This is a genomic window from Pseudoalteromonas sp. D15MCD-2 (assembly GCF_038562745.1).
GTDB lineage: Bacteria > Pseudomonadota > Gammaproteobacteria > Enterobacterales > Alteromonadaceae > Pseudoalteromonas.
The window spans coordinates 1,544,564-1,560,311 of the sequence record NZ_JBCFQE010000001.1 but is presented as its reverse complement, the minus strand read 5'-3'; the positions used below and the strand labels follow the sequence as shown (position 1 = coordinate 1,560,311).

The window sequence follows — 15,748 nt, the reverse complement described above, 5'->3', positions numbered from 1 at the left end:
TTACGAGTTACGAGTTACGAGTTACGAGTCATAAGAATTAAAGCCTGTAGTCAGCTAGAATACAGGCTTTGTTTTAATTAAATTGATTAGAAGTCCATTTAGACACATAGCGACCACCTGCAACAGCTATTTTCTCTAAACGGTCGCAGGCACCAAAAGCAACTCCTGAACCAATTTCCTTCGTTGTTTTAGCTATAATCTCATCACCTTTTTTAAGTTGCACATGTAATGTTGCTGATGAGCTTGGTCTCACCGATGGAAAAACCCATCTATGCGAGTTAATTTCAATATATTTCGCTTCAACGACATACTCTGCTTTGGATTTTTCTTGTTGTTCAACTAATGTTACTAAATAATTTTTTGCTGAATCAGTAATCGAATTAGCTAACTTATCAAGCATGACACAATCACGTTGAACTTTATCTGCTTCAACTCCAAGGGCAAAATGCACTGCATTTAACGCTATAGGAGGTGTAGGCTTTAAGGCAATTGCTTGAGTTTGCTGCTGTTTGGTGCTTTTACAGGCGGTTAAAGACACTAAAGTACATAGCAAAAAAGTAGGGATAGAATACTTCATATTAATTCCATTTAATTGTTTTTATTATTAAATCAGATAGTTATTTTATGATAATAGACATCGATGAAAAATGAAACAAAAAGAGCTGCGTAAGCAGCTCTGGGAAGATTTAATTACAGTTTACACTGTGGGGTTTTGCCTTTTGCTTTAGCGGCTTGTTGGGCTTTTAATGCATCCGACATGTGCTTTTGAAGCTCTTTGATGCGGTTACCTGGTGCAGGGTGAGTCGACATAAACTCTGGGGTACCGCTACTACCAGCTGCACTCATATTTTGCCAAAGCGACACTGATTGCTCTGGGTTAAACCCTGCTTTTGCCATTAAATCTAAGCCAACAATATCTGCTTCTGATTCATGTGAGCGGCTAAATGGCAAAACAACACCATACTGTGCGCCTAAGCCTAAGGCTTGCATTATTTCGCCGCGATATTGCACATTCCCCATATCAAGTGCTGCACCACCAACTTGCAGACCTGTTTGTAACAATGCATTTTGTGATACACGTTCATTAGAATGCTCAGCAATAACGTGTGCAACCTCGTGACCTAGTACCGTTGCCAGTTGGTCTTGATTTACAGCAACTTTTAATAAACCTGTATGAACGCCAATATAACCCCCCGGTAATGCAAATGCGTTTGCTGAGTCTTCTTCAAACACAACAACTTCCCAAGACTGCTTTGCATACTCATTAGGTAAAACGGCAATAACATCATCGGCAATACATTTCACGTAAGCATTGACGCCAGGGTCGGTATTAACAGGCTGTGTTTTTTTCATTTCAGCAAAGCTTGCTTGACCCATTTGGCTCATTTGTTGGTCTGAATAAAGCGCGATTTGTGTACGCCCTGTTGGAGAGGTTTTACAGCCAGCTAAAACAGCGGTGGCTAACACTGCCATGATTAACTTTTTCATACTAGTCCTTCAAATACTTAGTGTAATTGTGGCTAATATAGCAAAGCATTGCTTAATTTTATATGAAAATGAACAATCACCCGCTCAGTTGTTATCATTTAGTTAATTCTTTTACTTAGCAGGCAAACTAAGTTCACCACAGTAACTCACACTGCTACAATAGTGACCTAATGTTTGATGAATGAGTAAACAATGCCTTCCCCTGAAACTTTAAATAAACGCATTTTATTACCTTTACTGGCAAGTATTGTCGCAATTACGCCTTTAGCAATTGATTTATATTTACCGGCGATGTTGGTGATTGCCAACGACTTACAAACTACCATGCCAAATGTGCAAATCTCGCTCAGTATTTATTTGGCGGGTTATGCCCTGGGTATGTTGTTCTTTGGCCCGATAGCCGATGAGCTTGGTAGGCGATTACTCGCTAAGGTGGGTTTAGCGCTATTTGGCATCAGCTCATTAGCACTGGCATTTTGTACCAACATCGAATTATTTTGGTCTTTAAGAGCCGTGCAAGCATTCACTGGCGCTGCTGCAACCGTCGTAGTGCCGGGTATTATTCGCCACATTTACCGAGAGAACACCGCCAAGGGCATGTCTTATGTCTCGATGATTATGATGGTTGCCCCGTTAATTGCCCCTACTCTAGGCTCATTAATCATGGGAATTTCGACATGGCAGGTCATTTTCATCGCATTAGCTGCTTATAGTTTTGCCATTTTAGCTTTGGTGCAAATTCATTTAATCGATATTCCAATCTTTAAGAGTCAGCAACGTGGTTTGGCACTGTTCTTTAATAGTTATAAAACGGTATTTTCTCGTCGTAGTGCCCTTGCCGATATTGCCAGTTCAATGTTTGCCTCATTCGCATTCTTTTGCTTTTTAACATCGGTACCTTATGTATATCTCGATTTCTTCAAAGTAGATGAGCAATTGTTCGGTGTGTTATTCGCCTTTAACGTGCTGGCTTTAATGTTCGGTAACTTTATGAATACACGTTTAGTGCCGCGCTTGGGTTCTCGTAAACTGTTATTTATTGGGCTAGGTATTGGCTTTGTGTCTGGCGGGGCATTGTTGTTATTCAGTGTGATGCATTTATCGCTGTATTTTATCGTTGCCACCATCGCACCACTGATGATGAGCTTGGGTATTGTCGCGAGTAATGCAGACTCATTAATACTGATGCAATTTGAGGAAAAGTCAGGCACTGCAACAGCTGTTATTGGTACCCTGAGATTCGGCAGTGGCGCTTTAGTTGGGCCTATCCTTGCTTTTGTTCACCCACAAAGTGCGATTCCATTTTCTGCTATGATGTTCAGCGCACTGATACTGATCTTGCTTGTACAGCTTTTGCATCGAAAACGATACCAATCGACTTAAATATTGAACACAATTGTAATAAAAAAATGCCTGTAATTAACAGGCATTTTTTATATCTCTTTAAAGCTTATTCAGCTTCTTTCGATACCATAACCATTGCAGGGCGTAATAAACGGCCATTTAATGTATAACCTTTTTGCATTACTGCAAGAACAGTATTTGGCGCTACATCATTGCTTGGCTGAATTGACATTGCTTGATGGAATTCAGGGTTAAATTGTTCACCCTGTGGGTTAACAATTTCAACACCGAATTTTGATACCGCATCATTAAAGCTCTTAACAGTCATTTCGATACCTTCAAGCACAGGCTTAAGCTGCTCATTTTCTTTATCAGAAAACTCAATCGCACGCTCTAGGTTATCGATAACAGGTAGTAATTCGTTAGCAAACTTTTCAAGTGCAAACTTATGCGCTTTTTCTACATCTTGAGCGGCACGACGACGCATGTTCTCAACATCTGCAGCAGCACGAACAACACTGTCTTTTTGATCGTTGATCGTTTGTTTAGCCGCTTCTAATTCGCTGTGTAGTAGTGCGATTTCAGCTTCAGGGCTCATTTCTTCGCCGTCAACTTGTTCAGCCGCTTTTTCTGCAGCTTCTACTTCAGCTTGCATTTGTTCAAATTCTTCGTTTAGTTCAACTTCTTGCTCTGGTGATTTTGTCTGCTCAGACATAGCTTACATGCTCCAATTCTTTACAACTGCGGTAATTATGGGGATTGAATTAAAAGATTCAAGAGGCTGATGAGCCGATTAACTTAAATTCTTGGATGATTGCTTCTATTTGCGCTGATTTTGGACAAATTACACAAAATCGGCTCTGGTATTCATGGTTATTAAAATAAGGAACGCTGATCACCATCAACTCATTACAGTCTGTAAATGGCAACTGTTCTGTGTTTAACACTGATAACCCATTTTTAAATGCGAGTTTATCTTCAACAAAATTTAAAAACGATACACCAATGTTTAAACTGGTTTGGCAATCAACTTGGCGGTAAAGGTAATTTTCACCTACCACAATGCTGTTATCTGAACCGAGTTTTTGACTTAATTGCCGAGTCCATTGTGTTAAAGAGTCATGGCAATTATGTGGTGCAGTGGCTGCCATTGCTTGCATTCGATATAAGCCTTCCATTAAGGTTTGCTGGCTAAACACCGTATTAAGCCAAGTAGCAAACTGGTAACGAACGGCATCAGATGAATCTTCAGGTTTGGTAATGCAAATGTTATGGCTTTGCCCTGCTCTATCGATGAGTAGAATAAGCCAATTACTACCATCAAAATCAAGCACCTCTACTCGAAAGACCAGCTGAGAGCTGACTTGAGGTAAGCCCACACAACAGCACACTTTATAACGCTGACTCAAACCATGGGCGAGCTCAACTAATTCTGCTTGCTCGGGCTGCCAATATGTTGCAATTTCAGGCAGAGCAAAAAACTCAGTAAGCCAATAATCAAACCCGGCATTGGTAGGTACGCGGCCAGCAGAAGTATGTGGCGAATAGAGTAAGCCCACTTTTTCTAGCCGAGCCATTGCATTGCGCACAGTAGCTGAACATACCGCCATGCCTTTTTGCTTGGCAATACGGGTAGAGGCAACAGGCTGACCTTCACCGTTACAGTAAAGGCTCATTACAGCTGAAAAAATTTGTTGGTCACGCGGATTTAATTTCATAATTTATACATCTTGGTACTTGCCAGTGGATATTTGGGCGCAGCAAGTTTATTTCAAGTTATTTTCAAAGCATTAGTTTTTAATGTAATCTAGCGATATGAAAGTTTAAGTGCAAATAACATGGATTCACCGTTTAAAACCATAGGTTTAATTGGCAAACCTAATCACAGCGGAGCAGCTGCCACACTTGCTCGCCTGCACACATTTTTGCGAGCCTTGGGTTTTGAAGTGCTAGTAGAACAGCGCACCGGCCGCCAACTTGAAGACCTTCCTCGAGAAAACCTTGTTAAATTGGTAGATTTAGGTGAACGTGCAGACTTAGCCATAGTCGTCGGCGGTGATGGCAATATGCTTGGCGCAGCTCGAGTTTTAGCGCGTTTTGATGTTGCCGTAATTGGTGTAAACCGTGGTAATTTAGGCTTTTTAACTGATTTAAACCCAGAAGGTTTCGAAGCCAGCCTTGAACAAGTATTAAGTGGCCAGTTCCTCGAAGAAAAACGCTTCTTGCTTGAAGTTGAAGTATATCGCCATGCCGAACTCAAAAGTGCTAACTTGGCAGTGAATGAAGCAGTACTTCATGCCGATAAAGTTGCTCATATGATTGAGTTTGAGGCCTTTATTAACAACGATTTTGTATTCTCGCAACGCTCAGACGGTTTAATTGTTTCAACACCTACAGGCTCAACTGCTTATTCATTATCTGGTGGCGGGCCGATTTTGACGCCAGAGCTTAATGCGATTTCACTTGTGCCTATGTTCCCGCACACATTATCAAGCCGCCCTCTTGTGGTTGATGCTGATAACGAAGTGCGTTTAAAGCTCAGTCTTGAAAATACTGATAGCTTGCAAGTCAGTTGTGACAGCCATGTGGTTTTAGCTGTATTACCTGGCGATGAAGTGGTGATAAAAAAAGCAGATAAGCGTCTGCGCTTGATCCACCCTAAAGAATACTCTTACTACAATGTATTAAGAAAAAAATTAAACTGGGGAAGCCGTTTATTTTAAGCGGCTTTTTTATCTCAATTGATTGCCAAGGCACATTGAATAGCGCAAAATAATCAAACTTAATGCTGTACTTTTTTAAGGATTCTAAGGCGAAATGAGCTATATCGTTTTTCTTGCTCTGTTATTACTGATCACCTTGCTAGGTTGTTACTGGATGGTTGAGAGCAACCGTCGCAAGGCTATTGAAGCTGAAAAAAAACGTTTTAATCAACGAGTAAAAGAAATCAATAATGATTTTAAAGATAAGTTAATTGATTTCAGCGAGAGTAAAATTATTCGTCCGAAGAACATCTCGCGTTTGAGCATGATCACTAGCAATTACTTTGTTGTACAAGCCCATAACGAAGAAAACCTCACATATCTTGAATACGTTAGTGATTTACTGCTCAACACAATAATTATGGAAGCCAGTAAAGCACAAAACCCAGAACAGATTGATCAGCTTGCAGACAGATTACAGTATTTCATGGCTGAATTACCTTATAATGGTATTGAATATAACAAAGCGTTTTACCAAGAGTCCCTTCCATCACTGATTGAAGTAATTAAATATCAGCCCCCCGCCGATTTACAAGACGATCAGCCGCCAGCCCAGAGCACACAAGCGTCAGACGATTCCACACCAGAAAATCAATTGTCAGAATTAAGCAAAGCTTAAAAATTTAATTTGCAAAACCCGAAAACACTGTATAAATTAACAGTTAATTAGCTGGATGGATAAACAGTATGTTAATCGGGTTAGAAATTAAAAACTTTGCCATTGTAAGTAATTTAAGTACTGAGTGGCACAATGGTATGACAGCCATTACAGGTGAAACAGGTGCGGGGAAATCAATTGCAATTGATGCCCTCTCATTATGTTTAGGTGAACGCGCTGATGCTGGTGCCGTTCGCCCTGGTACTGATCGTGCAGAAATATGCGCACAATTTGATATTAGCCAACTCCCTCTTGCCCAACACTTTTTAGAGCAACATTTACTCTCAAACAACGAAGGCGAATGTTTACTACGCCGTGTTATTTGCAAAAATGGCCGTAGCAAAAGCTATATTAATGGCAGCTCAGTTACCGCTGCACAGTTAAAAGAGTTGGGTCAGTACTTAATTTCTATTCACGGCCAACATGCCCATCAACATTTATTAAAAGCTGAACACCAGCTACATCTGCTTGATGCCTATGCCGGCCACAATCAGTTATTAGCTGATGTTAAAGAACGCTTTAAAGCCTACCAAGCCTTACTCAAAGAATTTAACCAGCTTGAACAACAACAGCAGCAACAGGCCGCTCAAAAGCAATTACTTGAGTATCAAGTAGCCGAACTTGATGAATTTGCTCTGCAACCGGGTGAATTTGAAGAGATTGAAGCTGAGCATCATAAACTAAGCCATAGCCAGACTATTTTAGAGTCATGCCAACGTGAGCTACAACACTTATACGAAAGTGATGAGCAAAGTGCGTGTTCATTATTGCAACATAGTGCTCAACAATTTGCAGAACTAGCAAGCTACGATGAGAGCTTATCTAGCATAGCATCACTACTGAGTGAAGCTGCCGTTCAAGTTGAAGAAGCAAGCCGCGAGATACGCAGCTATGTTGATGTTACCGACTTAGACCCAGCACGCTTAGACGAAGTTGAAACTCGTTTAACAGGTGCTATGGATCTTGCCCGTAAACATCACATAAAGCCAGAAGAGCTTGTTGAGTTTCACCAGTCAATCTCTGAAGAATTAGCATCAATTAGTTATAACAGCGACCGCCTTGTGGCACTTGAAAGCGAAATCAGCGATGCCCTTGAGCAATACAAACAAGCAGCTCAACTATTAAGTGAAAGCCGCCATAGTTATGCTGATACGCTTAATCAGTTAATTAGTGATAGCATGGCGAATTTATCGATGGAAAACGGCAAGTTTGCTATTGATATTCAACAAGCTAGCGATAAAGCACCAAGTGCAATGGGTTTTGATACTGTGTCGTTTTTAGTATCGACCAACCCAGGTCAACCGCTACAAGCACTGTCTAAAGTGGCCTCTGGTGGTGAGTTATCGCGCATTAGTTTAGCTATTCAGGTCATTATTGCTCAGCGAGTTACTACCCCGACCCTCATTTTCGATGAAGTTGATGTGGGTATTTCAGGCCCTACAGCTTCTGCAGTCGGCAAGCTATTACGCCAATTAGGTAAATCAACCCAAGTTATTTGTGTAACTCACTTGCCACAGGTTGCAAGTTCTGGACATCAGCAATTTTTTGTAGCCAAAGAAATTGCAAACGGCGAAACCTTTACGCAAATGAATAAACTTTCAAAAGATGGCCGTATCGATGAAATTGCCCGACTACTCGCTGGTGACAACATCAGTAAAATGGCAAGAGCGAATGCCAAAGAGCTTATTAGCGCACATGCATAAGTTAATAGTTAATACTGTTGAGAGTTTAAGTTGGTTAGAGTTTAGAAATGAATATTAAAAATATGGGTACCGCTTTAGTGCTTGGCTTGATTGCACTGAGTTCAAGCCATTCACAGGGTTCAACAGCTGATTCAGCTTATCAAGGTGCGCAATTAATCGTTATTTTATTTGAATGTATTTTAATTGCCCTCCCGACTACCGCATTTTTGTTGGTTATTTGGAGTCGTTGGAAGCATTTACGTTTTAAGCAGTTACTACAAACTGTGTTAAATTCATCGTTAGTTTTCATGCTTATTAGCCTAGTAACAATCAATCAATTAACACAGAGTATGTCGTCTTGGTTGATTGCTTTAGCAGTCAGCCATACATTGCTGGTTGGTATTAGTTATTTACTAGTTAAGCAACACACTAATAGAGTGAAAAGTACCCTCACAGGCTGTTGGTAAATAAAATCATCGTTAAATATACAAAATCGCGAAGCAAAAATGCTTCGCGATTCTTTAAGTACACATGACTTAGTTAGCTTACTCAATTTCGCTGGCGAAATTAATCAAGTTCATAAATAAACGGTCTGTCATACTTGAAACACCTGTACCCTCAGTATAGTTACCAACTTTACCTTGATTGGTAAGCATCCCACTATCTGATAAAAGAATGTCACCCGTTTCTGAATCAAGCACTATCGTTGGTAAGCCATCTTGGTTTACAGCTAACACTTGCGTACCCACTGGCATTTCAGAGAAGTATCCTTTAGCACCACCTGCTTGATAGAAACTAGTTACACCACCAAATGGACCAGCAAAAATAGCCTGTTGAGCTTGAGTACCTACACCTTCAGGATTTTGTGTATTTGGACCATCAACATAACCAACACGAGTAACCGTGTAGCCCCATTTCGCATACACTTTTTCATTTGGCATATCAGAATCGGCTGCAATAATAGTGACATTGCCTGATTTTTTTGACCAGTTATAAAGCTCTAGGATTTCAGCATCTGTGAAATCTGTATCATAGAAACTACCCATATAAAAGATATCTGTCTCATAACTATCGATAGCAGCTTCAGTGATAGAGTTTGCTGCAGCAAAATCATGATTTATTGAAACTGTTTTATTAACAATTCCACCTTCGCCAAAATTTGTAGAGCTCATAAGTTTTGCAATAGGCTCATAAAATAACTTCCCATTCAAAGTATAGTTTTGCCAAGTTGCTTTTCGCTCTTTATCGATACTCGTGATAACAAACGACTCCGCACCAGTGCTACAGGTTGGCTGAGCATAGCACGCAACCGGTTTTAATGTATTAAGTGCCAAATCGTTAATACGCATAGGGTAAGTACCCATTGCACATGTTTTCCCCGTTTCAATCGACGCTTTATACAGCTTAGTTACATTGTGATTACCTTGGTCATTTATTACTTCACGAGAAATAAGCAGCTCACCATTTTGATCAAGTGCAGCACCTGTTACCGTTGTTAAACCATGTTCAGACTTTTTCGATAACTCAAGTGTAGAAAGATCCAAAGAGAAAATGCTGGTTGCAGAAATCAAATAGACTTCACCATTTTTAACAACCATATCACCACGGAAAATATCTAAGCTATTACCATAGCCAGTCATATTACCTACAAACTGTGTCTCGCCAGAATCTGGATAAATAATATAAAACTTACTGCCTTTAGAGCCGTAGATAACATCACGGTTTGGATCATACGCTAAACGAGTCATTGGACTTGTTCTAGCAACTTCTGTGTGCTTATTTGTTTCCATATCAACATAGGCTAATTTTGTGTATTTATACTTTTCGCCTTTGATTGGTAAGTCTTTTAATTCATCATCTGATAAATTCAATGAGCTTGGGTCTAACTTATATGTTAAAGCGCGTGGCGCCGAAACATAATATAAACGATTACGAGTACTATCGAACGCCATTGCAGCTGAAGAAAACTTCGCTTTAGAATGGATAGCTGCTGTTTGCGCTTGTTCATCAAGCGAAAAAACAACGCCTAAATGACCTCGACCAGAGTTAATACCATACAACTCGCCTGTGCAGCTATTTGCCGAAGCATCAGCAGTTACGGCTCCGCATACCATCAATACAGATAGAATAGATTTTTTCATTGTGTTTTCACCTGAAGAATTAACCAAAACTTTATTATTAGCAAAAATGATAAATAAATTATTTATCATTAACCTAATTATGTATAAATTATGTCCAAGCTAATTCTAGGCTTCAGTCGATTGAATACAATCAGAAATTTTTGATAATGGTATGAAAAGGCTAAAAACAATAAAATATAGGCCTTTAATACATAAAGGATACAACTTTTCTATTAAGCAGCTGTTAACTCACTTTAAAAGCAGTGATTACGTACTCCATAATTTGCACACAATTGCTGGTTAGTATAAGAACACATTAAGCTTATTCTAACCACAAATGAAATACTCTTTACTTATCGCTACGTGTTTACTGTCTTTTTCGTGTGTAGCAACCTCACTGCCCAGCTCTCTATTAAATCAAGTCACTGACCTTGAGAACCAAGGCAGGCTCAGTGAAGCACTCACTATTCTTGAGCAATACAAAGATAATAATACCGCTACATCGACCACCGAAATTGCTATGGCACAAGCGCCTCTTTTACGTAAACAAGGTCATTATAACGAGGCGATAGAACTGCTAACGCCATTACAAAAGCTTGCTAGCTTGAGTAAAAAAGACCAATACCACATTCAAAAAGAGCTAGGGATCAACTACCGTCGCCAAGTAAAAACAATAGAAGCAAAAAATCATTATATGGCAGCCTTAGCACTTGCAAATGAGCTTGAAGACAAAAACCTACAAGCACAAAGCCATAGCAATTTGGGTTCACTATACGACACGCTTAATGATCTTGAACAATCAATGCATCATCAAGTAAAAGCACAAGCGTTATTGGAAAACAGCGATAATTATGAACTAGTTGCCACTAATTTTTATAACTTAGCAAACCTTGCTCACAGGCTTGATGACCTCTCGCAATCTGAGTACTTCTATAAAAAAGCACTCGAGTTTGATATTAAAACCAAAAACCAAATGAATATTGCAGATACCAGCTTACAGCTAGCCAAGCTGGTGTATAAACGAGGCGATTTAGAGCAGGCTCTTCCCTTATTAAATACCGCCTATACACGATTAGCCGACGTCAATGCCTATGAGAATATGGCGACGGCGAAGCATACGTTGATGCAATTGTATTTGAAAATAGGCAACCAGCATATGGCATTGAGTAGTGCTGAGTCTGGGCTTAACGCAGCGCTTAAATCTGGCTCGGCTTTAAGTAAAATTTACTCTTACTTTAACTTAGTTGAATTACATTTAGCACTTAAAAACTCTGAGCTAATTGGTCTCTATTTAAGTCGAACAAAAGAGTTGTTAACTGATATTGATAACCGCTTATTGAATCAAAAACAGCACGGCTATACCGCAATTTATGCTGAACTTATCGGTGATTACAAGCTAGCTGCTGAGCAGCTAAAGCTTGAAAGTAAACTGGCCGCGTCTTTATTTGAAGAGCATTTAAATAAAGCCGTGGAAAAGAATAAAAAGCAATTAACAGCAATCGAGCAACAGCAACGTATTGATGATGAAATTCAAAAAAACAAACTCGCAACTGCACAAATGAATAACCAGCGACTAGAAAAACAAATTTGGTTGTTATCTGCTGGTATTGTTTTGTTGTTTAGTACCCTTGCGTTAGTACTCTATTACTTCAAGCATCGAAAAGCGTTATTTAAAGCCAAGCTTTATCAATATAACTTAATTGAAAAAGACAAAATGCTTGCTGATATCTCTCATGAATTACGCACTCCACTGAGTGTATTGAAACTGCATATAGAAGCGCTTGAGCTCGATATTCAAGAAAACCGCGATCTCGCCTACAGCAAAATTAATGGCAAGATAGCGCAACTTAATAACTTAATTTCAGATGTATATCAGTTATCTCAAGCTGAAAACAAAACCCTGACATTGAACCTTCACCAATATAATGCCGCGCAAATTTTTGCTGAATACGAGCAAGACATGCGCCGTTATGTTTGCAGTCATCAGCTCACATTTTTTGCTGACATTGTTATTGCTGATGATGTTGAAATCACGGTAGATAAACAAAAGCTCGACCAAATCCTCAACAATATTTTTACTAATGCGTGTCTATACACAGACACCCCAGGCCATGTCCGACTTAAAGTTCGGGCCAACAAGCAAGAGCTGTTTATTCAAGTCGATGATACTTCTCCGGGTGTCGGTAAAGCTCATATAGGTAAACTTTTTGACCGTTTATATCGTGTTGAAGAGTCTCGTAGCCGCGCATCGGGGGGTTCTGGTTTAGGACTGTCAATTTGCCAGAGTTTTGTCGAATTGATGTCAGGTACTATTAACGCATTACCAGGTAAGTCAGGTGGCTTATGTATCAGAGTATTACTGCCTTTAGGGAATAAATAAGCCTCTCCATTTTTCCACCACATTTTATTGCTTAAATAGCACTATAAACTACTGTGGAATGGAACCATGTCAGAGTCATTAAAGCACGCTCAATGGGCAAAATCTGTTGAGCGTAAACACCGCCAAAGCAAAGTTAAAAAAACCAAAAAGTCGCCACTGCCAATTTACGCGGCCCTTGCCAGCATAATGTTAAGTGCAGGACTCTATTATGCAAGCTACGAAAAGCCAATAGAGTACCCTCCACTATCTGAAGCAGCTAAACAACGTATCTCCCAGTTCTTTGCAAAGCAATTCTTAATGGGCCAGTGGCGCTTAAATCAAATAAAGTACTCAACTAATGCGATTCAGGTCTATGTACAAACACCTACCGCGATAGCCCTTGAAGGTGAGGCGTTAAGTCAATATTTACATTATGCGTTGTGCCCTAGTCCTAGCAAACGCATTTGGCAAGATATTCAAGCAAGAGAATTATCAGTGTATGTGTTCAGCCATTCTATTCGAAAAGGTGAACGTACTTTGTGTAACTGATATGAAAGCGATGAACGCCAAATCAATTGATTTGACGTTCATCATAGCGATAGCCTGCACCGTAAACGGAAGCGACTATCTTAGGAGAGAACTGTAAATTCTTTAGTTTTTTGCGAATATTTTTGATATGACTGTCGATTACGCGGTCGGTAATATCAAAGTTATTGGGTTGGATATGATCAAGTATCTGCTGTCTTGAAAAAACGCGCTTAGGGGCTTTATACAAAAGCTTAAATACGTCAAATTCCACTTTAGTTAAACCCAAAGACACGCCTTTAATCTCAACTTCAAGCGCATCTTCGTTTAAACAAATAGTAGCTGGCGTTTCAACAGTTTCATTGCTATTAGATACCGGCGCGCAGCGCCTTAAAATAGCTTTAACACGCATCACCAGCTCTGCACCGCTAAAAGGTTTACAGACATAGTCATCAGCACCATGTTCTAACCCTTTTAACCTATCAGCCTCTTCGACTTTAGCGGTTACCATAATAATAGGCACCATAGAAAAAGCGCGGATCTGCTTCATGCACTCCACGCCATCTAAATTGGGTAACATTACATCTAGAATTATTGCATCAGGATTATTTTCTTTAACCCACGACACCACAGCACTGCCATCAGTGATGTGGTGAGTAGTAAAGCCAGATGCATTGAAGAACAACAGCACTTGTTCTGCAATATCTAAGTCGTCTTCAACGACTAATATCTGCGGCATTTTTATTTCCGTTTTATATTTTTTTTATTGTTTTTAGTTGTTGCTTCACCATCGCTTTAAGGGCGTCTGATAAGGTCTCATCTAGTAAAACCATAGTCAGAATATCGTGCAGGTCTTCACTATTCATGACCTCATTGAGTAAATCATTTTCAGATTTTGAACTTGGCTGAAAAAAGCTTAACTGCTCGTTATTTGTGTGTTCGCAAAACATTTTCTTTTTATCCATGTTGTTAGCATCAAATATTCAGATGGGCTTCTGCCTCTGATAAACATTAAAACGCAACAATATGGAGCAAATATGGAGCTAGTACGAAATAATGAATTTTTTCTATTTAACTGTAAAATTCATTCGTAGATTGTAGGTAATAAGCGTTATTTTTTCATTATTTTTCTGAATCTTGATTTGATTATCAAAACAGCTAATACCATTTCGCTTAATTAAGTGATCTATTTTGAGGCAATAAAACCTCGTTGATAGCAAGGCAAAAATTTCGTTATTTAGTTGTTCTAAATCAGATATTTTTAACGCAGATAGCGACAGGTTTAATCCCTCTAAATGATTAAGTATTATTGCGGATTGGTATAAAACTAGGCAATAAAAAAGCAAGCTAGGCAGCTTGCTTTTAAAAATGTTGAATGGAGCTTTAGAATTAAACGTCTAAGTAATCCATAATCCCTTCAGCGGCATTTCGGCCTTCGAAAATAGCCGTTACCACTAAATCTGAGCCGCGGACAATATCGCCACCAGCAAAGATTTTCGGGTTAGTTGTTTGGTGAGTAAACTCACCTTTTTCTGGTGCATTGATACCACCCCAATGATTGATTTCAACACCGTACGGTTCTAACCAATCCATTTTATGAGGTTTAAAACCAAACGCCATGAGCACTTTGGTTGCTTCAATAACATGCTCAGAATCAGCTACTTCTTCAGCACGACGACGACCATTTTCGTCCGGCTCACCAAGTTGCGTTTTCACCATCTTAACGCCAGCAACTTTCCCTTGCTCATCAACCACAATGCCTTTAGGTTGAACGTTAAAGGTAAATTCTACGCCCTCTTCACGGGCATTTTTAACTTCACGTTTTGAGCCTGGCATGTTTTCTTCGTCACGACGATAAGCACAGGTTACTTTTGCAGCACCTTGTCGAATAGAGGTTCTCACACAGTCCATTGCTGTATCACCACCGCCTAACACGACGACTTTTTCGTTCGCCATATCGATATAAGTTTGCTTATCTTCTGCATAGCCCATAACTCGGTTTGTGTTACCAATTAAGAACGGCAGTGCATCAAACACACCATCAGCATCTTCGTTTTCAAGGCCTGCACGCATACTTTGATAGGTACCAACACCTAAGAATACGGCATCATATTCTGCTAAGATTTCATCAAGCGTAATATCAACGCCAACTTCAGTGTTTAGCTGAAACTCGACACCCATTTCAGTGAAAATTTCACGACGCTTTTGCATTACTTCTTTTTCAAGTTTGAATGAAGGAATACCAAACGTAAGAAGACCACCGATTTCTGGGTGACGGTCAAACACCACAGGCTTAACACCGTTACGTACTAAAATATCCGCACAACCTAAACCAGCTGGGCCTGCACCAATGATAGCCACTTTTTTGTCAGACCAAACCACATACGACATATCTGGTTTCCAGCCCATTTTAAATGCCGTATCAGTGATGTACTTTTCGATATTACCGATAGTGACAGCACCAAACTCTTCTTCAAGTGTGCACGAGCCTTCACACAAGCGATCTTGTGGACAAACTCGTCCACACACCTCTGGTAAGCTGTTTGTACGGTGAGACAGCTCTGCCGCTTCTAAAATACGGCCAGTACGAATGAGCTTTAACCATTGTGGAATATAGTTATGTACTGGGCATTTCCATTCACAGTACGGGTTACCACAATCTAAACAGCGATCCGCCTGTGAGTTAACTTGTGTCTCAGAAAACGGCTCGTAGATTTCTACGAAAGATTGTTTACGTGCTGAAATTGGCTTTTTACGCGGATCTACACGTTGTACATCGATAAACTGGTATACATTTTCGCTCATACTAC

At 39.8% G+C, this 15,748-nt stretch carries 15 protein-coding genes; 7 read left to right on the top strand and 8 right to left on the bottom strand.

Features of this window, described 5'->3' with window-relative positions:
- Positions 1-73: 73 nt before the first annotated feature.
- Both AADY36_RS07085 and AADY36_RS07080 read right to left on the bottom strand, forming a co-directional pair.
- Positions 74-577: a hypothetical protein gene (locus tag AADY36_RS07085; protein WP_175079089.1), complete on the bottom strand. Its 504-nt coding sequence runs from the start codon at positions 575-577 to the stop codon at positions 74-76.
- A gap of 113 nt (positions 578-690) precedes the next feature.
- Entirely contained in the window at positions 691-1,488 is a 798-nt protein-coding gene (locus AADY36_RS07080; protein ID WP_054561706.1) for a M48 family metallopeptidase, read from the bottom strand.
- Between the two features lie 192 nt (positions 1,489-1,680).
- Here AADY36_RS07080 and AADY36_RS07075 point away from each other — a divergent pair, with 192 nt between their 5' ends.
- The gene (locus tag AADY36_RS07075) at positions 1,681-2,871 is read left to right on the top strand and encodes a Bcr/CflA family efflux MFS transporter (RefSeq protein WP_054561707.1); all 1,191 of its coding nucleotides are present in this window, start codon (positions 1,681-1,683) and stop codon (positions 2,869-2,871) included.
- A gap of 67 nt (positions 2,872-2,938) precedes the next feature.
- Here the strand turns inward: AADY36_RS07075 and grpE are convergent, their stop codons facing one another.
- Positions 2,939-3,547: a nucleotide exchange factor GrpE gene (gene grpE / locus AADY36_RS07070; RefSeq protein ID WP_054551515.1), complete on the bottom strand. Its 609-nt coding sequence runs from the start codon at positions 3,545-3,547 to the stop codon at positions 2,939-2,941.
- Positions 3,548-3,605: 58 nt separating this feature from the next.
- Positions 3,606-4,550, bottom strand: a complete 945-nt coding sequence (locus AADY36_RS07065; protein ID WP_054561708.1) for an HrcA family transcriptional regulator — start codon at positions 4,548-4,550, stop codon at positions 3,606-3,608.
- 120 nt (positions 4,551-4,670) lie between these two features.
- On the opposite strand from AADY36_RS07065, the gene nadK reads away from it, so the two are divergent.
- From nadK to AADY36_RS07045, 4 genes are all read left to right on the top strand, one after another.
- Complete coding sequence (gene nadK / locus AADY36_RS07060; protein ID WP_054561709.1) at positions 4,671-5,555, top strand: NAD(+) kinase; 885 nt, start codon at positions 4,671-4,673, stop codon at positions 5,553-5,555.
- Between the two features lie 94 nt (positions 5,556-5,649).
- Complete coding sequence (locus AADY36_RS07055; RefSeq protein WP_054561710.1) at positions 5,650-6,213, top strand: hypothetical protein; 564 nt, start codon at positions 5,650-5,652, stop codon at positions 6,211-6,213.
- A 68-nt stretch (positions 6,214-6,281) separates the two neighbouring features.
- Complete coding sequence (gene recN / locus AADY36_RS07050; RefSeq protein ID WP_054561711.1) at positions 6,282-7,955, top strand: DNA repair protein RecN; 1,674 nt, start codon at positions 6,282-6,284, stop codon at positions 7,953-7,955.
- A gap of 47 nt (positions 7,956-8,002) precedes the next feature.
- Positions 8,003-8,401 carry a hypothetical protein gene (locus AADY36_RS07045; protein WP_054561712.1) on the top strand — a complete coding sequence of 133 codons (399 nt, stop codon included), beginning with the start codon at positions 8,003-8,005 and terminating at the stop codon, positions 8,399-8,401.
- A 78-nt stretch (positions 8,402-8,479) separates the two neighbouring features.
- Here AADY36_RS07045 and AADY36_RS07040 read toward each other — a convergent pair whose 3' ends face one another.
- Positions 8,480-10,075: a hypothetical protein gene (locus AADY36_RS07040; RefSeq protein ID WP_152966936.1), complete on the bottom strand. Its 1,596-nt coding sequence runs from the start codon at positions 10,073-10,075 to the stop codon at positions 8,480-8,482.
- Between the two features lie 316 nt (positions 10,076-10,391).
- Here AADY36_RS07040 and AADY36_RS07035 point away from each other — a divergent pair, with 316 nt between their 5' ends.
- Complete coding sequence (locus tag AADY36_RS07035; protein WP_054561714.1) at positions 10,392-12,434, top strand: ATP-binding protein; 2,043 nt, start codon at positions 10,392-10,394, stop codon at positions 12,432-12,434.
- Positions 12,435-12,500: 66 nt separating this feature from the next.
- The gene (locus AADY36_RS07030; protein WP_054561715.1) at positions 12,501-12,962 is read left to right on the top strand and encodes a hypothetical protein; all 462 of its coding nucleotides are present in this window, start codon (positions 12,501-12,503) and stop codon (positions 12,960-12,962) included.
- A 22-nt stretch (positions 12,963-12,984) separates the two neighbouring features.
- On the opposite strand, the gene AADY36_RS07025 is transcribed toward AADY36_RS07030, so the two are convergent.
- The 3 genes from AADY36_RS07025 to AADY36_RS07015 form a co-directional block, all read right to left on the bottom strand.
- Complete coding sequence (locus AADY36_RS07025) at positions 12,985-13,677, bottom strand: response regulator (RefSeq protein ID WP_054561716.1); 693 nt, start codon at positions 13,675-13,677, stop codon at positions 12,985-12,987.
- Positions 13,678-13,690: 13 nt separating this feature from the next.
- Positions 13,691-13,903: a hypothetical protein gene (locus AADY36_RS07020; protein WP_235575464.1), complete on the bottom strand. Its 213-nt coding sequence runs from the start codon at positions 13,901-13,903 to the stop codon at positions 13,691-13,693.
- Positions 13,904-14,327: 424 nt separating this feature from the next.
- Positions 14,328-15,743: an FAD-dependent oxidoreductase gene (locus AADY36_RS07015; protein WP_054561717.1), complete on the bottom strand. Its 1,416-nt coding sequence runs from the start codon at positions 15,741-15,743 to the stop codon at positions 14,328-14,330.
- Between the last annotated feature and the right edge of the window lie 5 nt (positions 15,744-15,748).